The 19,121-nt window shown below is 56.1% G+C and carries 15 protein-coding genes; 2 read left to right on the top strand and 13 right to left on the bottom strand.

Features of this window, described 5'->3' with window-relative positions; translation table 11 throughout:
* Positions 1-133: 133 nt before the first annotated feature.
* The 12 genes from IG197_RS34640 to IG197_RS34585 form a co-directional block, all read right to left on the bottom strand.
* Complete coding sequence (locus IG197_RS34640; protein ID WP_192321470.1) at positions 134-1,084, bottom strand: C-terminal binding protein; 951 nt, start codon at positions 1,082-1,084, stop codon at positions 134-136.
* A gap of 113 nt (positions 1,085-1,197) precedes the next feature.
* On the bottom strand, positions 1,198-2,247 hold the full coding sequence (locus IG197_RS34635; protein WP_192321468.1) for an AraC family transcriptional regulator: 1,050 nt from the start codon (positions 2,245-2,247) through the stop codon (positions 1,198-1,200).
* A 2-nt stretch (positions 2,248-2,249) separates the two neighbouring features.
* Positions 2,250-3,086, bottom strand: a complete 837-nt coding sequence (locus IG197_RS34630; protein WP_192321466.1) for a fumarylacetoacetate hydrolase family protein — start codon at positions 3,084-3,086, stop codon at positions 2,250-2,252.
* 1 nt (position 3,087) lies between these two features.
* Positions 3,088-3,954 (bottom strand): alpha/beta fold hydrolase, encoded by an 867-nt coding sequence (locus IG197_RS34625; RefSeq protein ID WP_192321464.1) that lies wholly within the window; start codon positions 3,952-3,954, stop codon positions 3,088-3,090.
* Positions 3,951-4,940, bottom strand: a complete 990-nt coding sequence (locus tag IG197_RS34620) for an oligopeptide/dipeptide ABC transporter ATP-binding protein (protein ID WP_192321462.1) — start codon at positions 4,938-4,940, stop codon at positions 3,951-3,953. The genes IG197_RS34625 and IG197_RS34620 overlap by 4 nt, the downstream gene beginning before the upstream one ends.
* Complete coding sequence (locus IG197_RS34615) at positions 4,930-6,642, bottom strand: ATP-binding cassette domain-containing protein (protein WP_192321461.1); 1,713 nt, start codon at positions 6,640-6,642, stop codon at positions 4,930-4,932. The genes IG197_RS34620 and IG197_RS34615 overlap by 11 nt, the downstream gene beginning before the upstream one ends.
* Positions 6,639-7,670 (bottom strand): ABC transporter permease, encoded by a 1,032-nt coding sequence (locus tag IG197_RS34610; protein WP_192321459.1) that lies wholly within the window; start codon positions 7,668-7,670, stop codon positions 6,639-6,641. The genes IG197_RS34615 and IG197_RS34610 overlap by 4 nt, the downstream gene beginning before the upstream one ends.
* A complete protein-coding gene (locus IG197_RS34605; RefSeq protein WP_192321457.1) occupies positions 7,667-9,010 on the bottom strand; it encodes a tetratricopeptide repeat protein in 1,344 nt (447 codons plus the stop codon). The genes IG197_RS34610 and IG197_RS34605 overlap by 4 nt, the downstream gene beginning before the upstream one ends.
* A gap of 13 nt (positions 9,011-9,023) precedes the next feature.
* On the bottom strand, positions 9,024-10,637 hold the full coding sequence (locus tag IG197_RS34600) for an ABC transporter substrate-binding protein (protein WP_192321455.1): 1,614 nt from the start codon (positions 10,635-10,637) through the stop codon (positions 9,024-9,026).
* Between the two features lie 29 nt (positions 10,638-10,666).
* The gene (locus IG197_RS34595; RefSeq protein ID WP_192321453.1) at positions 10,667-12,475 is read right to left on the bottom strand and encodes a hydantoinase B/oxoprolinase family protein; all 1,809 of its coding nucleotides are present in this window, start codon (positions 12,473-12,475) and stop codon (positions 10,667-10,669) included.
* 1 nt (position 12,476) lies between these two features.
* A complete protein-coding gene (locus IG197_RS34590) occupies positions 12,477-14,627 on the bottom strand; it encodes a hydantoinase/oxoprolinase family protein (RefSeq protein ID WP_192321451.1) in 2,151 nt (716 codons plus the stop codon).
* A gap of 492 nt (positions 14,628-15,119) precedes the next feature.
* A complete protein-coding gene (locus tag IG197_RS34585) occupies positions 15,120-15,779 on the bottom strand; it encodes a TetR/AcrR family transcriptional regulator (protein WP_192321877.1) in 660 nt (219 codons plus the stop codon).
* A gap of 183 nt (positions 15,780-15,962) precedes the next feature.
* Between IG197_RS34585 and IG197_RS34580 the strand changes: the two genes are divergently transcribed.
* Together IG197_RS34580 and IG197_RS34575 are read left to right on the top strand one after the other, a co-directional pair.
* Positions 15,963-16,715 carry an SDR family NAD(P)-dependent oxidoreductase gene (locus IG197_RS34580; RefSeq protein WP_192321449.1) on the top strand — a complete coding sequence of 251 codons (753 nt, stop codon included), beginning with the start codon at positions 15,963-15,965 and terminating at the stop codon, positions 16,713-16,715.
* 8 nt (positions 16,716-16,723) lie between these two features.
* On the top strand, positions 16,724-17,938 hold the full coding sequence (locus tag IG197_RS34575; protein WP_192321447.1) for an acyl-CoA dehydrogenase family protein: 1,215 nt from the start codon (positions 16,724-16,726) through the stop codon (positions 17,936-17,938).
* Between the two features lie 98 nt (positions 17,939-18,036).
* On the opposite strand, the gene IG197_RS34570 is transcribed toward IG197_RS34575, so the two are convergent.
* Positions 18,037-19,065, bottom strand: a complete 1,029-nt coding sequence (locus tag IG197_RS34570) for a phosphotransferase (protein ID WP_192321445.1) — start codon at positions 19,063-19,065, stop codon at positions 18,037-18,039.
* Positions 19,066-19,121 lie beyond the last annotated feature (56 nt).

Genomic DNA, 19,121 nt, shown 5'->3' with positions numbered 1-19,121 from the left:
GCCCAATATGAATCGACAACGCAGCGAAAAGCAGCGCTAGGTTCGCCCTTTATCAGGATTTGGAGGCGGACGCCTGAACGCCTGCTTGCGAGGGCGCGCTCCTCTCGCAGGCAGGCGCAGTGCACATGTGCGTTTAGGTTCCGCGATTTAGCCAATACCTTGGCTCTTGGCCAGTTAGCGCCCTCAGAATGTCCTCCGAACATTTGGTCTGCAGTTCAACTATTGCGGCTTCGGAATAGAAGGCTGCATGTGGTGTCACAATCGCGTTGGGGTAAGGTGCGAAGCGGGCCGCTTCGCGTCCGGTTTCAACCTCCAGCACGTCAAGCCCCACGCCGCCAAGATGTTTGCTATCTAGTGCGGCTAGCAATGCCTCGGTGTCGATGAGGCCGCCCCGTGAAGTATTGATGACTATGGTTCCCTTTGAAACCAGCCCCAAGGTTTCACGGCGAATGAGGTGGCGTGTCGACGCGTTGAGTGGAACGTGGAGTGAAAGAACATCCGACTGCGCCAGCGTCGCCTCCAGTGTCTCATCACGATGAAACTCAGCCGGCACCTCCGCGCTATAATACGGATCGTAGAAACGCACCTTCATTCCAAACGCTCTTGCTCGTGTAGCGAGAGCTGAACCAATCTTACCGAAGCCGACCAGACCCAACATCTTGCCCTGGATGCGATCCATTGGACGCAAAGCATCGAGGTTCCAGCCCCCTGATGTGGTCTGGGCTGCCCCAGCGTGAATTCCCCGCATCAAAGACAGCATCAATGCGACGGCATGGTCCGCCACTTCGTGGACGCAATAGTCCGGCACATTGGTGACCTTGATGCCTTTTGCCGTGGCGGCTGCAATGTCGATTGTATCGGTGCCAATCCCTGAACGCGCTATGATTCTGCAATTTTGCATCGCCGCTATCAAATCGGCGTCTACAGGCGCATAACAGTTCAATATCGCGTCGGCATTTCGGACTAGTTCTTTTAATGCTGCGCGATCGTTTGGCGGAGAAATCCGAACATCTGCAACGCCTGTTAGTATAGCTTCGGTAATATTTAGGTCTGGAAATACTGTGTCTGTAACAACGACTTGCACGGCGTGATCCTCTCTGCCTTGTTAACAAGAATGATCACATCATATATGAAAAAATGCCCGTTCAATCTTGGTATATAAGTGATATAATCAATAGCGGCGTATGAATAAGTACGCTAATGCGAACTTGGGGTGTCGTCAGCGCTATTGAGGGCGGACACCCCCCTGGACAAGCTACGTACGTCCGCGGGACGAAGACCGAAATGATCAAAAAACGTCTTGGAAAAATGGTTAGGATTGCTGAACCCTGATCGATAGGCAACCTGCGATATGCTTAGGCAGTTCAGCAGCGAATCCTGGAGCATGCGTTTGGCAGCAGCCAAGCGACGAGCGCGTATGACCTCGGAAACACACTGCTTGCGCTCCTGAAAAATCTGCTGGAGATAACGGGATGTGCAGCCGAATTCCTGGGCCAATGGCCCGACCCCGAATGTTGGATCGCGATACCTATCTTCGATGATACGCAAAGCGCGTTGCGCATGCGCGGTACGCACGGAACTGGTGCCAAGCGAATTACCTTGTCCTGCCAACATGGCTACTTTGAGCATGTCAAAGAGCACGTTTACCGCCCCACTTGCGGTTTTCTGAGAGAGTTTTGCCACAACCTCCGACAGTGTCTGGGCGTACGACATGAATAGCCTGACTTCGGGAATATCGGCAGAAAACGTCACAGCCGTCAGATCGTCGGCCGAAGCGTAGTATTCGCGGAGCATCTTTCCGCTAATCGTGAGCGTTCGCAGGCGATTGGGGGCTGGCTGCTCGTAGATGTATTGGTCCGCAGTCGATATCATCGCCAGATCACCTGGCCGTACGAGCGCCTCTCGTCCACGCTGGATCAACTTGATGGGATTCATCACCGGCATCGGGATATGGAAGAAATCGCCGGCCCCGCCGGTGCTCGCATGTTCCCTCAAATGTCGGATGGACATCGCGCCGCAACTGACCCCACCAACCCTCAGGTTGGGGAGGTCCTGTGCGTATAGAAATGCTGGGCGCTCACTGTCGCCAACGGAGCGAACATCCAGTGGAAAGTATGCCTCTCGCAAGGCATCTTGCCAATTGCGTCTATAGCGGGTCGCCTCGCCAGGGGCGACTTCCATCCGCAGTTGGTATCCAGCGCCCTGGCTTTCGTCGTGGGCTGAATCGATTTCGCTCCGTAACTGCATGGCTACATCACCTTCGTATGAAGCTCCCCAAGGGATTCGATCTCTACGGACACCCGGTCACCCGGCTTCAGCCATGCACCGCCGCCGCTTCCCATGGCGACACCTTCTGGTGTCCCTGTCAAGATCACATCGCCCGCCCGCAGGGTCATGAACCTGCTTACGTAGGAAATGAGCTCGTAAACCGGGAAGATCATATCCGCTGTGTTGGAGGCCTGCCGGACGTCGCCGTTTACCAGACAGCGTATGGTCAATTGCTGCGGATCTGGCACCTCATCCGCAGTCACCAGGCAAGGCCCAAGCGGCAAGAAGCCATCAAGGGTTTTGCCGATTGTCCATTGTCCCGTGGCCATCTGCAGGGTGCGCGCGCTCAGGTCATTAGCGCAGGCATAACCCAGAACGTAGTCAGCAGCTTCGCTAACTGGTATATCCTTGCCCGTCTTACCGATAACCACCGCCAGCTCGGCTTCGTAATCAATCTTCTCATCCACACCGGTCAACATGATCTCGGCACCATGGCCAGACAGGCTGTTGGCGTACTTCGCGAAGACAACGGGAGTGGTTGGAACCTGCATCTTCAGTTCCGCCGCATGACGCCGATAATTTAGGCCGATGCAAATGATCTTTTCGGGCCGATCGAGTGGTGCCTCCAGCGAAAGGGATGCAAGAGGAACCGCGGGTTCAAGCACCTCTTCACCTTGAAGACGCAATGCCTCAATTCCCTTGAGAGAAAGAAAATTCCGATCGGGGGAAGCTAACTCGGATGGTATCGAATAAACCATCCCTCCAGCCAGCACGCCGAAGCGTGACGTATCCTCGGTAGCATATCTCACAATCTTCATGTCAGTATCTTTCCTCGCTTAAAAATCTCTCGAGTGCTGCGTTTACGATAGCTGGCTGCTCTTCTTGCGGCAGGTGACAGCATTCGGGAATTGGCAGCACCTCGACAGAGGTACCCATGCTCCGCCAGACGGTTGGCATGTCGAACATTTGTCCAACCAAATGGAAGTCCGCGCCCCAAAGGGCGAGAATTGGGCATGAGATCGGCACATGCGCGTCTGCCTGGTCCTGCTCTAGATCAAGCGGTGCAGCCCGATAATCGTTGAACGCTCCCCGGAGAGCCCCAGGGCGGGAATAGGCACGGACATACGTCTGAATGGCGGCTTCAGAAAGCGCATCAGGCCGGTATGTCCAATCGGCAAAAAGATGCCGCAGGAAGATGTCCTCTCGGCCGGTAATCAGAGCTTCCGGCAAGTCTGGAATCTGCTGAAAATTAAAGAACCAGTATCCTTTGGCAATCCGCGCATTCATCTGCTCAAAGACGATACGCGTTGGCACGTTGTCCATGACGACCAAACGTGAAATGCGATCCGGAAAATCCTTCGCGAAGCGCGTCGCCACTCGTGCTCCGCGATCGTGACCGACTAGTGCGACGCGGTCGAGCTTCAAATGGTCGAGGAGAGCCAAGACATCCGTTGCCATGGTTCGCTTGTCGTAGCCTGACGCAGGCTTTTCTGTGTCACCATAGCCTCGGAGGTCGGGGGCGATGATGTGGTACGAGCCGGACAGATGTGCGATTTGGTGTCGCCAAGCATAGCTCGTCTGCGGATATCCATGCAGCAGCACAACGGCAGGCCCCTCCCCCGCCTCCAACCAATGCATCCGAATTCCGTTGAGCTGAGTGCTATTGCGATGAACAGCAATTGTCATGAGAATGAACCTTCAGGCGCGTGTTCAGACGTTTGCGATCCAGAGGCGTAGCATGCGACCCGCCCCTTGCCTGGACCGACTGTAAAGCTGGGAAATGTTCCGCTGCACGCCGCAATTTTCTCAGGGCATCGAGGAACGAACGGACAGCGATTTACAGGATTGATGGCGCTCGGAATCTCACCCGAGATCGGAGCCGCTGGCAACGTGACGTTCGGATCCGGTGGTAGCACCGAGCGCAGAAGCGCCATGCTGTAGGGGTGGCACTGGGTCTTGAAAATGGTTCGTGCTTCCGCTTCTTCGACCAAGCGTCCCAGATAGAGGACGGCGATTCTGTGGCTAAGCCTCCCTACCGCTTCCATGTCGTGCGAAATGAACAGGTAAGACGTGCCGTGCTGCTTCTGGAACTGAAGCAGCAGGTCGATGATGTCGGCCCGCACGGTTGGATCCAGCAATGATGTCGGCTCGTCGAGCACCACCACGTCAGGGCGCATAACCAAAGCGCGAGCGATACCGACACGCTGCTGCTCACTCGGGCTCAGCGAGATCGGATATTCATGTAGCAACTCGCGACAAAGGCCAACGGCATCCAAGATCTCATCGAGTGGCCGCACCATTTCCTTAGCTGTTCGTGCGCCAGAGAGCTGTAGAGGTTCGGAGATGGTCTGAGCGACGGTTCGGCGAGGATTGAGTGACGCGCTTGGATCCTGGAAGACCAGTTGCAGACGCCGCCGCATGACCTGGCGAAACGCGCCACGGCTGTCGAAAATGGGTTGGCCATCAAAAGTCACAGAGCCCGCGGTCGGTGGTTCAATACCGAGGATGCACCGCCCTATTGTTGACTTTCCAGACCCACTTTCGCCAACCAGACCTAGTGTCTCGCCGCGCCGCAGCACGAATGAAACGTCATTGACCGCACCTATGTAGCGGTTTCCCCCCAGGGAGAAATGCTTGACCAAATTGTCCACGTGCAGGAGTTCAGTTTGCATGGGAAAACACGACCCCCGATTTTTCGAACAGTGTTCTGGTTAGCTGGCTCTCTGGCTTCTTGAATATGGCCTTGGTCTTGGCCGTCTCCACGATCCGGCCGGCGTGCATCACGATGATGCGGTCGCAATAGTGGGCCGCGATGCCCAGGTCTCGCGTTACAATGAGCTGAGCCATGCCGTGGCTAACCGCCAATTGGGTCATCAGGTCCAACACCTGCCTTTGAACTGTCACATCGAGCCCGGCGGTGGGTTCGTCAGTGATCAAAATCGAAGGACGGTGCATGAGTGCAAGTGCGATGCAGACACGTTGTGCCATGCCGCCACTAAGCTCACTTGGGAATGCCCGTAGTCGCCGCTCTGGATCGCTGATCCCGACTTCTCGAAGAAGACCTATGAGCCGCGTGTTTACGTCCGCCTCTACCAGGTCCGTATGTGCCGCCAACGCAAGGCGCATAAAGTCTCCAACACGTACCATAGGGTTAAGAACCGACTTGCCGTTGCTGAACACGGGTGCGATGACGGTGCCGAGACGATCACGTCGTTGAGCAGGGGTGAGCGCGCCGAAATCTTCGCCTCCGACAGAAATGCGGCCCGATATCTTGAAACCTGGTTGATCTTGCAGCGTACCCACTAACGCCTGAACCAGCAGTGACTTGCCAGCCCCGGCGGCGCCCACAATCGCAACCCTCTCACCTTGAGCCAGAGCAAAGCTGACGTTGTCCACCAATGCTCTACCGCCGACCTGAACTGTCAGTTCTTTGACGCTAAGGCTCGTGGTGGGATACGGCTCAGATACTTGGGCGAATGCGGGAGCGGGCGATATGTCCGCATGTCGCTCAGCCCGGGTAATGCGCTTTGGCGTCAACAGGTTGGCCAGCCGGTCACCGCCGTTCGCAAACCAGAACACGATGAGTCCAAGTGCCACTCCGGGAAAAAGCGACGGCCACCACTGCCCAAGAATCATGAACTTCGCACCGGAAGCGATCATTGCGCCTAGTTCTGGCGTCGGAGGATCGATACCTGCGCCGACAAAGCTTAGACCTGCAGTAAGCAGAATTGAGAATCCGATTGTCACCGAGACTTGGGCAATAATTGTGGGGAGCGCGTTTGGAAGCAAGTGAACGAAACCCACCCGCCACGTTGACGCGCCGATTGCCACTGCTGCCTCCGCAAAGGGCTGCCGTCGCAACGCCAGCATTTCCGATCGCACCAGGCGCAGGAAGACCGGCCCGTTCACGAAAGCAATTGCAGCGATGATATTAAAGATGCTCGATCCCGCAGCCGAAACTAAGACCATCGCCAGAATGAACACTGGGAATGCCTGAATAATGTCTACGATCCTGAGCGAGAGCTCCGTAGTCCAGCGAGAAACGGGTGACTTCGCCCGGCCTTCAACGTAGCCGAGTACGACACCTAGCGGTGCGCCGATCCCCACAGAAAGCAGAGTTCCCAACAGCGCCACGAATACGTCGATGCGGAAAGAGGTTAGTATCCGGGAGAAGACATCGATGCCGTTCTCATCCGTCCCGAAGAGGTGGATCCATGACGGTGGTAGCAGCCTTGTCGCAGGATTGGCGACTTCAGGGTCAAAAGGAGATAACAAGCGCCCGAAGACTGCGATAAAAAGGATGATGCCGATTGCAACGATGCTAGGATCGAGTTGCAGCCATCTAACTGCCCGATTTCTTAAACGCCCTGTCATTTGGAATCCGCCATCACGGTTGGATCGGTCGCGAAATAGGCGAGATCGACCAGCAGGTATGTGAGCTTGGTGAAGACTGCCGCTATCAGCACGAACATCTGTACGGGTGCATAATCAGCTGTCGAAATCGCCTGGACCACATACTGACCTATGCCATTTAGATTGAACACGGTCTCGATCAGTACTGCGCCGCCTAGCAGGTAGCCTACGATGACACCGATCATGACGAGGATCGGTCGGATCGCGTTGCGAAATGCGAGACGGAACACTGTGCCGTCACGTAGACCCAGCGCGCGAGCATAGACCGAATAGGGCGATGTTATCGCTTGGACAAAATTGAGCCGGGCAATCTTGAAGATTGGAGCGCCATATACGAAGGCCAACGTTACGGCGGGCAACAACAAATGGGTAAGTGCGGACCAGAACACAGGAAAATCGCGCGCTGCAAGCGCGTCGATCGTCAGGAATCCGGTAACGGCTGGAGGAGGAGTATCCATCATACCGAGCCGCCCTTCGGGGCCGGGCAACCACCCGAGCGTGGAAAAGAACACGAAAATCAGCATTAGGCCCAACCAGAAATCTGGAAGAGCTCCAGCGAGCATGCCGTACCCCCTGCCAATCTTTTTGCTAACTGAAGCAGCGACGCTCTTTCCCGGTAGCGCGGAGAGCAAGGCGAGCGGAATGATAACAAAGATCACGATTGCCATACCGAAGGCCATCAGCTCAAGCGTTGCAGGCAAGCGCACTACCAAGTCATCTAACACCTCGCTTCCGTTGACCCACGAACGCCCAAGGTCGCCCTGAAAAAGCCTGTGCAAGTAGGCCAGGTACTGCTCGAGCAACGACTGATCGAGCCGTAGGCTTACACGCAACCGCGCCACACTCTCCTCGGATGCCAGTGGGCCGAGTTCCAGTCGGGCCGGGTCGCCAGGCAGTGCCCTGACCATGATGAAGGTCGCGATGGAGATTAGCAGCAGTTGAAAGGGCAACAGCGCGATGCGCTTTAACGCGTAAAGGAAAAGCTTCATCTTACGCCACCATACATTAGCGATACATTGATGCGTCGATCCACGTAGCCTTCGCCAAAGTGGAATGACTCTGTGGCATGGAAGTAGTTTGAGCGGAAGAAAACAGCGCGATTTGCCTTATGTTCAATACGCCTACGTTTCGCGTTTCTAGAATCCAGATGTTCGTCAATCGTCGAGGCGCTGGCGTTGTATTGATGGAAATTCCACTCTGGCGGCGCCGACACATCCGTTATGATCAGCCCGCCGCCGCCATCCCGATTGCAACTATCGTCTGTAATCCAGAGATTGAGGGTGAAGTCAGCTTGGTCGGCGTGAATGCGTGTGCCGGCGCCACGATTGTCGTATTTGTATGCCCATGCCTGCTTGAGGATGGTGTCTGCTAGCAGATGCGGCATGGCTGCGCGCGTTTCGCGCGCGATCGCAACAATCAGAGGGTGATCAAATCCTTCGTCGAGATAGGTTCCCACGTGACCGCCATGGTCTTTGGGTTCGAACCAAAACGTCGACTCCTCACAAAGTTGGCGCAACCCCATTAGCGCCTCCGGATTTAGGAAGTCGTCGACGATAATCAGTGGGAATCCTGCGCATATCTCTTCTGACTTCGCCGTCAACTCCTCAGGTCGGGAAAGAACTTGATCCGGCACGGCGACAATCGGTTCGTGGATCAACCGGTTGTAGAACCAGCCGATCCGGCGAGCGCTTTCGGTATCGATTGGGACCATTCTGAACGGGGCTTGCTTGTAGAGCGGGTTGGCAGAAAGTTCAGTAGACAGCGCGCTTTCCATCTCCGCCAGATCTTGCCTGATGGGGTAACGCTCAATCAGCATCCTAATCTGCGCGAGGTCGTGCTCCAGTTTCACGCCGTTGGTGGCATGATCTGTCAGCACTGCTGGGTGACGGCCGTCGTAAGCTCTCCGTAAGGACAGTGACCGCCGATACGCCAATACAGCGCCTTGGACGTCGCCGAGGTTCTTGCAAGCAGTTCCAAGGTTCCTGTGAAGGTCAGCGTTTTCGGGCTCTGTCCGCAGTACCGCAGCGATTTCCTCCGCAGCCAACCGCCATTTGCCGCTCTGCAGATATGCTTGGCCAAGGGCAGTTCGGCAGAGTGTCGATTGAGGAAACAGACTCAGTGTCGCCTCAAGGATGGCCAGTGCTTCAGCTAGCTTGCCCTGCTCTGTAAGGAGCATCCCCAGCAGACTGCCTGCCTCCGGTGGGGTGCCTGGCAGGCCCGCGATCGCACGGTAGCCACGTTCTGCTGCCTCAATTTGGCCGCGCCGATGTAGGTCCATTGCCTGCCGAAGAACTGAAGAAATTTCGGCATACGTCGTGTTGTTTGACATCGGCGCAGGGCCCCTATTTGAGGCTGAGGTCGTTGACGCGGTAGTACTGCGTAGGGTACCAGCGCCAGCCCTCTACGGACGAGGCCATTCCAGTCAAGAAGTAAGGCTCGACGATCCAACCCAGCGCTGCATCATTGTGAATTTGGCGCTGCGGTGTCTCGTGCGCCGCCGCACGTTCGGCCGGACTGACAATCGGCACCCCCTTAGCGATGTCGTCGTCGACAGCGGCGTTTGAGTAGTTCTGGTAGTTCACAGCGTTGCTCGTCCCGTAGATCAGGCCAAGCGCGTAATTCGGATCCGGCTGAATGGGGAAATCCAACCAGAGTGCGAACGGTGCCTTCTTCGATTGCACCAAGTCAGAATGTGCGGCCACCGGCATCTTTTGCAGATTTACCCGGATGCCAATTTGACGAAGCGCGGTCTGCATCAGGATCGCAACATTCTCCTGCACAGGGTCACCAGCGCTATACGCTATTTGGGTGTCAAACCCCTCCGCTAGATCTGCTTTTGCCAACAGATCCATGGCTTGCTTCAACGAACCCTTTTCGGCTCTGAAATCGACATAGCCTGGGTAGAGGGATGGAATGACGCCGTAGAATGGCTCGGCCATTCCGCGATAAATCTGCTCTGCCACAGCTTCGCGTGGCAGGACCATGTTGATTGCCTGCCGAACTTCGGGTTTGTCAAACGGCGCTATGGCATTGTTCATGATTGCATAGAGTGACTGGTTGCCGCGGACGGCTGCCACTCGAACGGAGCTTACGCCGGCCAGGGACACAATTTCGTCAGGCGAAAGCCCCTCCGCCAACTGAACTTTGCCCTGCGCCAGCAAAGCGACCCGGTTCGCGGATTCAGGTACGACCTGATAGATCACACGTTTGATCTCCGGTTCGCCGCGCCAATAGTTTGGATTGGCAACCAATTCGATCCGTCGTCCGGCATCCCAAGACACCACATGATAGGGGCCGTAGGACATCGAACCTGTGGAGACCCAAGCATTCGACCAAGGATCGTCAGACGTAGCGTGCTTCTTGGCTTCAACAGAATCGAGCCAATAGAAATAGGGGTTGGTGAGCACCGTGCAGATCTGGGGCATCGGAGTCTGAGCCGAAATCGCGACAGTGTACTTATCCACCACGCTCCACTGCTCGCGCTTTCCCGCATTGACGGAGTTCTGGATGAACTGGGTGATGGCGTTGTTGGCGATGGCCCGTTCGACACGATAGATGACGTCGTCAGCGGTGAACTCGTTGCCGGCTGCCGAGCGGACATTCGGACGTAAATGGTAGGTGGCGCTCAGTCCATCTTCCGAAAGCTTACAGGATTCGATGATGCCCGAATCCATCTTTTGGCCCGTGAAATCGGGATATTTGAACCCCGGAATCTTTCGTGGATCCCCTACGCCCTCTGAACCGAAGGGGTAGTCCACCGTCGCCCATTCCGCGCCGAGCTCGAGCACCTGCATGCCGATCGTCCAGGTCTGTGGTCCGGACTGTCGGTCAATGTCGATGCCCTGCGGTGTGCCTGGTATCGCGATCACAATAGTCGACTTGTCCTGGGCTAGTGCCGTCGAGCAAGCGCACGTCGCCAGTGCGGCCGCAAAGGCCGCCCCGTGGTATCGTCTCATATTCCTCCTCCTACTGTGTTGGGAACGGACTAGGCTCGTGTCTCCTGAGGATGGCGAGTACTCTGACCCGACCTCCGGATGGCCGTACGCTCCTGGTCGATCTGCAGCGTCCCATCCTCGGGCGAACCAGAGAATTCGACACCGTAGATTTCTTTGGCTGCGGCGATCGTGACCCACCGCTCCTTAACGTCGTGGAAGACCCGATCCGGGTCCCGTTCTAATGGATTGCCATAGCCGCCACCGCCATTGTCGAGACCGCGAATGCGCTCGCCTGGCTTCAACTCGGCGACTACCACATTTGGCAACTTATGCTGCTGACCGTCGGCGGTCAGTCGATAGGTACTTGCCGCAGCCCCATCCTTGCCCCCCCATACGCCGCGTGGCGGGTTCAGCTGCCCATCGCTGGGAACAACCACCGTGATAGGGGCATCCTTTGGCCCATAGATGACTTCAGTGCCAGGGGCACCTCGGAACCGCCCTGCTCCGCCAGTGTCTGGCACCAAGCGTACGGTTTCGATGTGGATAGGCATCTTGAGTTCGTCGAGCTCGACACTATCGCGGTAGATCAGCCCGCCACAGCACGGTAGACAGAAGGTAACCCAGCCGTCGGCTGACGGGGATGCTGGTCCCCCATTGGTGGACAGGAACAGCTGATTGATAAAGCTGTCGTTGTCGCGCCGTCTATCCTGCCCGGAGACGACGGCCATGCCCGTGCCGATGGCATTGCCGCCCTCCGCCAATCCGAAACCATCACCGATTTTAGCCAGTGCCGACTGCGTAACATTGATGATCCTGTCAGCCAGGTTTGTTGTCGACATGGAGCAGCTGTGGGGAAACTGCGGGATTCCGACCACGCAGTTTTCCCGAAGTAGAACGTGAACGCGACGCAGGCTGCCGGAATTGTGTGGAATGTCCCAGTCGATGCAATTGAACACGCCCGTGACGGCATTGTTGATGGCCGTTGCCTCCGACTGGTTCAAACCGCAATCAACACAATCCATGTTGTCGCGAAGATCTACCACAATGCGTGCCTGTTCCGGATTTACTGTGACTGCAACATTAACCGGGATGCCGGATGGCATCGCAGGTGTGGGATCATGGGCGATCGAATTCCGGAACGTGCCTTCAGGCAGCGCCTTGATGGCGTCAGCCATTCGACGTTCGGAGTAGTCCAGCCACTGCCGCACGAACGTCCGAACGCGAGCAATGCCGTATTTCTGAGCGAATTCCTTGAGCCTGCGCTCTCCGGTACGGGCTGCTCCGATGCCAGCCAGGTAGTCGCCATACCATTGCTCAGGCACTCTGATGCGCTTGCGGCACATCCGGATCACATCGTCTATGTCCTTTCCCTCCCGTTGAACCAGCACGCAAGGGAAGATCACAGCGCCCTCTTGGTAGACGTCCCGAGCCTCAGCGAAGTAGGTGGTTGGAATAGAGTTGCCGATATCGGCCTGGTGCGCTTTCGCGCTGACTGTGAAGAGATGTTCGCCTTCCACGAAGACTGGGACCAAGAGAGTATGGTCGGCAGCGTGAGTGTTACCCAGATAGGGATCGTTGTGCAGAAAAGCATCACCGTCGCGCAGCTGGGGATGCAAATCGACCATACTGCGTGCCTGGATGTGCGCCCCAAAAGAATGGACTGGAAGACCTTCAGCAATAGCCAGCAGTTCATTCTCACCGGTGACGATAGCGCAAGAGAAGTCGCGCGCCACATTAATGACAGCAGATCTTGCCGAACGCAGCAGCGTGTTGGACATCTCGCGTACGATGCTATCGAGGCGGTTCGCCATCACCGACAGGGTGATAGGATCCAGGAGGGTCGTGTCGTGATTGGTCATTTTAGGCCTCCACGGCTTGACGGGTTTTCATCGGGGCGTGAGAGCCGTCTTCGATGCCCGTGTGGACGATGTAGTTGCCGTGCGCGCTCACCGTCGCCCGAGCGTTTGGATAGACGATGATCGTGGTCGTCGGCTCGAGGATCATCGCGGGCCCACTCAGTTCACTGCCCAGGCTGAGATCTCCGCCAAGATAGGCTGGCATTTCGACCTTCCCGACGCCTGCGAAGTAGGCTTCTCGGCGAGCCACCGGCTTGGTAACCCCACACACCCGATTGCTAAGGCCAGCCGACATCGGCGGCGTATCGAGCTTTGCGCTCAGGCGGCCACGCCAATTTAGGCACTCGACCTGCTGATAGGGATCAGCAACGGCGAAGATCCGATCGTGGGCGGCATGGAAACTAGCGACGAACGCATCGAGATCGGCTGCGCTAGCAAACTGTTCGGCTGGAACTGGGACATCGATTTCCCACACCTGGAAGAGATAGCGTGCCTCACAGATGAAGCTGATCCGATAGTCGTCGATACCCCGTTCTTTGAGATCACCCGCAAACGCCTGCAGCTTGGCTTTCAGATCGGAGAGCGCTTGATTGACGCCGACAAAATCGAAGTTTCCGGTACGGGTGAAATGGCTGGACGCAAACTCCACCACGATTTCCGAATACTGAGCGCCGTATGCACTCAAAGCGCCCGCGGCCTTGGGCAGCAGTACCCTGTTGCAGCCCAACTCTCTAGCGATAGGAACGATGTTGAGGCCAGCTGCACCGCCGCCTGCCACCAGGACGCTTTCCTTGGGGTCAAACCCCTCGTTGATCGTGATCTCTTCGATCGCTTTGACCATGCGTTCGTTAGCGATCGCCAGAATAGCCGCAGCGGTTTCTTGGATGGGCCGCCCAAGCTGTTGAGCGACATCACCGATGACATTCTCGGCCGCCGCAGTGTCCAAAGTCATTCGACCGCCAAGGAACCGACCCGGATCCAGGTACCCCAACACCAAAGCCGCATCAGTCACCGTCGGCCTGGTGCCACCACCGTTGTAGCAGGCGGGCCCAGGCGTCGAGCCTGCGCTGTGGGGGCCTACACGCAACAATCCGCCGGAATCTACCCAGGCAATCGAACCGCCTCCCGCGCCTATGCTACGGATATCAACAGACGCCATGCCGAGGCAGTCGCCAGTAAATTGCTGACCAAGCCACGTCTCACGCGTGTATTTTGGCTGTCCATCACGGACCAGCGTGACATCGAAGGTCGTGCCCCCGGTATCGCAAACGATAACATTGTCGCCCAGCCCTTCTGCCAGCGCCGTGACCAGGCCAGCGGTAGGTGCCATGGCAGGCCCCGAGCGCACCATGAAGATCGGCCTTTCGACCACTTCATCAACGTGAAGGACGCCACCAAAAGATGTCGAAATCAGCAGGTCACCGGCGAACCCGGCAGCTTTGAGATCATCGGCAAGGATGCGTAGATGGGCTTGCATTAGCGGTTTCAGCGAGGCGTCGATGGCTGCCGCGCTCGTTCGCCGATACTCGCGAATGATCGGATTGATTTGATGAGACAGGGTAAACGCTAACCCCGGCAAATCGCGGAGAATTGCCTGCCCTACCTGCAGTTCGTGAATGGGATTGACGGTCGACCACAGGAAAGAAACTGCGATGGCTTCATAGTCACGCTGCTGGATCGTCTTCAACACGGATGCCAGTTGGGTTTCATCCAATGGCGTATGAACCCGGCCGTCGGAACTGACGCGCTCTTCGATCTCAAAAGTTGCGCTGCGCGCTACGTACGGCGCTGGGAAGTCCTGGTCGAACTGATGCGCGTTGAACTTTCCCCCCTCCTTGAGCACAAGAACGTCAGGGAAACCTTTGGTCACCAGCAGGGCGGTACGAGCGCTCTTACGCTCCACGATTGCATTCGTAGCACGCGTGGTACCATAAATAAAAACTCTTGTTTTCTTTAAAAGAGTTTCGGTGTTGATGCCGATTTCCTGCGCTGCCACTTGCAACGCCTTCATCAAGCCGACTGACGCGCGGTCATATGTCGTTAAAGATTTACCTAGAGTGATTGCACCACTTTTGGAATCACTAACAACTACGTCCGTAAAAGTGCCTCCTGTATCAACAGATACTGAGAAGACGCGCTCAGATGAGTTGGTCAACTTTTCCTCTCCGATTATTTATTGAGGAAAGCTAAGCCCATCAAACTCGTCGTGTCAAAAAGGCGCCTCGATCCCGGAGGCGGGTGTTTTCGCAACAGCGAAGATTGCCTAATAGTCTGTTTTTAAAGCGTTTTTATCCTGGATTGCGGCTTTTAGCCGGCATGAAACGACCTGATTTGGCTATGCAAGTTCGCATTTGGAGAGGATTACATTCGCGGCACGGCCAACTAAGCGCTTCGTAGCCTGCACTCAAGTTCAACCCGCCTTCGACTATCGCAGCGAGCGGCCATTCGAATGCCACCGGTCATATCGACGGCAGCGGAGGCGCGGCAGAGAGGAATGCGACTACTCTCAAAAGGACAAAGGCGGCGAAGGTGTGGGTAGCTGTCTGCTCAAGCCTGAAGCCGCCGATCAAGCTGGATAAGCACTGCCCCTTTGTAGCTCAGACGTCAAGCGACCTACTGGAATGAGCAATCTGATCGCCACGAGTTTTCATAGACTCGCCGGGACAGGGCGCAGCCCTGCCTCAACAAACGCAATCACCCCTGTGAGGTAAGCGTCCAGGCTAATATTGCGCCGACGATACTTGGAGCGTTTCACATACCAGTCCTGCAGCAGCGGCTTGATAAGTGATGCTGTTAGGTCGACGTCGATTGCTCTAAATGCTCCCGTTTCGACGCCCCGCCTCAGCACTGTTGCAAAGACCTCCTCGGTGGCCGCCTCACTATCAACAGCTTTGCGGCGCTCGACACTGGGGAATGCTTTTGCTTCCATATAGGCGAATACAAACCAAGGCTGCATCGCCTCCGTCAGGCGGATATGTGCCTCAATAAGCCATCTTAGGTGATTGAACGGATTGGCCATTACCTCATCCGGTGCAGCACAGAGAACTTCGCTGACGGTGGTCGAAACCTCACCTAGTATCATCGACAGCAGCATCGTTTTGTTGTCGAAGTAAGAGTAGAGGCCGCCCATGCTGAGGCCTGAGGCCTCGGCAAGATCACGCAGACTGGTGGCGTGAAACCCTTGTTTGTTCGAAAGGGTCAGAGTGGCATCGATAATACGAACAAGATTGGCAACCGCGACATGCGGCTTTTGTACACGAACAGAGTCGCGATGACGCTCAAGGATACGAGCGCATAACGCTTCCATCGAATATGCGTGAGACCGATGCGCGCGCTTGATGGACTTCACACAGATACCTTTGCAGCTACGGCGGTCCTGCTCCAAAGCCGCCGCGGTTCCGGATATCAGTTATTGGATGGTTGCAAAAGGGGTACAAGGCGCCTACAGAAAAACGAGCGCTCGTTCGATTTATTATCTGGGAGCTTGATCATGTTGTTCGAAGACCTCAAGGGAAAGAAGGCCCTGATTACAGGCGCATCTGGCGGGCTTGGCCTCCGTTTTGCCGACCTGCTGTCAACCTACGGCGTCGCTGTAACCTTGGCAGCGCGCCGTAGTGAAGCACTGGAAGCCGCCTCTTCCCGCATACGGGCACGGGGCGGCAGTGCATATGTCATTCAAATGGACGTAACCGACAGCAACTCGGTCGCAGCCGCTCTTTCGGGTGGAACCAGCTTCGACATATTGATCAACAATGCGGGCATTTCCGGTTCTGGGCGCGCTCTGGATCTCGACGAAGCGGAATGGGACCGAGTGCTCGACACCAATCTCAAAGGGGGGTTCGTGGTAGCTCAAGCAGTGGCGCGCGGCATGAAGGCGGCGGGTCACGGTGGATCGATTGTTAACATCGCCTCTATTCTCGGCCATCGCGTGGCGGGAAATCTCAGTGCCTACGCCACGTCCAAGGCGGGAGTGGTGCAACTCACTAAGGCACTTTCGCTCGAATGGGCACGCGAAGGCATCCGCGTGAACGTCTTGTGCCCAGGCTACATCGAGACAGATATCAACCGTGAGTTCTTTTTGTCAGAGGCAGGCCTGCAACTGATAAAGCGAATCCCGCAACGCCGACTTGGAAAGCCAGAGGAACTCGACGGAGCCCTACTGCTGCTCGCCTCTGCCGCCGGCAGCTACATCACAGGCTCGTCGATCGAAGTCGACGGTGGCCACCTTGTCTCTTCGTTGTGAGGACCATCATGGATTTCGAGATCTCCCAAGAAGTAGAGAACTATCGCGTCCGAATTGCGGAATTCGTACACCGTGAAATCCTGCCGCTGGAAGCCGATAAGGCATCTTTCGATGTCCACGGCAATATTGCGCTACCGTTGCTCGAAAGCCTGCGTACCAAGGCGAAAGCGAACGGGCTCTGGTGCCTGCAACTGAAATCAGAAACGGGCGGCGCCGGCATTGGCAAGATGGGCATGGCTGTCTGCTACGAGGAGATGAACCGATCGATCTTCGGTCCCGTGGTTTTCAATTCTGCCGCTCCCGACGATGGCAACATGATGATGCTGGAGGCGCTGGGCACAGCCGAGCAGAAGGAGAAATGGCTGAAACCAATCATCGATGGCAAGGTGCGCTCGGCTTTCGCCATGACCGAGCCGCACCCAGGCGGTGGCTCCGACCCATCCATGATCGTCACTCGCGCCGAAAAGCGTGGCGACAAGTATGTTGTTAGCGGCCGTAAGTGGTTCATCACAGGTGCGGAGGACGCCCACCACTTCATCCTGATCGCGCGAACTTCAAACGACCCGAAGAGCGGGTTGTCGGCCTTGCTGTTCCACAGGGATCAGCCTGGCTGGTCAATCAAGCGTCGCATCGAGATCATGGGTCCGGAGGAGCACGGCGGGCACTGCGAGCTTGAATTCGATGGCCTCGAGATCCCCGTTGAGAACCTTCTGGTTGGAGAGGGTAGTGGCATGAAGGTGACCCAAGTGCGGCTTGGGCCAGCCCGCCTCACCCATTGCATGCGTTGGCTAGGACTTTCCAAGCGCTGTGTTGAGATTGCACGCGCTTATGCCGCCGAACGCTACGGCTTTGGCGTCAGGCTGGCCGACCGAGAGAGCATCCAGCTCAAGCTGGGTGACCTAGCCATGCGGATCGAGATCGGACGTATGCTGGTGATGAAGGCGGCGTGGGAACTCGACCGCGGCGGCTTCGCCCGGAAAGAGGTGTCGATGGCAAAAGTGCAAGTCGCGAACGTTCTACACGATGCCGCGGACGTCGCCATCCAGATCAATGGCGCTCGCGGCTATTCTAAAGATACGGTGCTTGAATGGATCTACCGTTACGCGCGTCAGGCACGGCTGGTCGACGGTGCTGATGAAGTACACAAGATGGTGCTCAATCGCTCCCTCAGCGAGGAAGGCCCAGGCTTCTGGCGTTGGCGTGTCGAAGACCAGGCAATCTAATAGAGCGGCGGAAAACTGGTTCCTGAAGGGTACCCGCTGAGCAAGCCGGGACCCACCAGGCCAACCTGCTCGAAATCAGGAGTAAATTACTAGCCAGTTCAGATCAAAGCAACTGCGTCTCTTATCAATATTGGTATCGATTGCTTGATGTGATCGATTCCTTGGGGGTTAGACGCGTTACCAAGAGCAGCACGATAAACTACGCCCTGCAATATGCTAATTAGTCTGAAATACGAGAATGCAATATAGTAGTTCCATCTCGGGATACCTGGAATTCCACGAGCAGAGCAATATGCGTGCAAAAATTCTTCTTCCGTCGGAATACCTAGGGCTGGCCTTGAGAGCCCGCCCAATCCCGGTAGAAACTGCCCGTCAGAAGGCATCCGCCATTGCATGCATATATATGCCAAATCTGCGAGAGGATGACCGAGGGTAGACAATTCCCAGTCCAGAATTGCAAGAATCTTTTTGTCATCTTTGGAAAATATAAGATTGTCGATACGCAGATCGCCATGAACTAGCCCGCTGATCCCGTCATCGGAAAGTTTATTATCTTTGAGCCAGGAGATCAGGGACGCCATCCCTTGATCTGGCTCCTCAATCGACTCGAGGTACTGTGTCTCCCAACGAGTTACTTGCCGTTCGAAGTAATTTCCCGGCCGCCCAAAATCTGACAAGCCGACCTCTTGCACATTAACCGAATGCAAGGCCGCCACCACCTCAGCGATCTTGCCAAATATGACTCTGCGTTGCAAAGGCAGGTGGTTTGGCAAACTCGGGTTCCAATGGATGTTGCCGTCCACAAACTCCATGACGAAGAAATCTACCCCCAACGGATTTTCACCCTCACAGAGGCAGAATGCTTCAGGAGTTGGGACGGCAGTGTCCTTTAACGCGCAAATGACTCTGAACTCGCGATCAACTGCATGAGCTGACTTCAGCAGTTTTCCGGGCGGCTTCGAGCGCAGCACGTAATCGCGATGCGTCGTCGTCATCTTGTAAGTCGGATTGGATTGGCCGTCGGAGAATTTCTGCATCGACGTTATCTGGCCGAAACTTTCAATTCGCTCAGCCAAGTATGAGCCGAGCTCTCGAATGACTGAATTCTCAAGCGAGTAGTTGGTCATTTCGGTCCTCTCACGACGTCCGCGGTTGCTACCGAGACTGAAGCGCTTTCATGGGC

Source organism: Aminobacter sp. SR38 (assembly GCF_014843375.1).
Classification (GTDB): domain Bacteria; phylum Pseudomonadota; class Alphaproteobacteria; order Rhizobiales; family Rhizobiaceae; genus Aminobacter; species Aminobacter ciceronei.
Note: the sequence above shows the minus strand (reverse complement) of the source record. Positions and strands in the feature narration are given on the sequence as shown.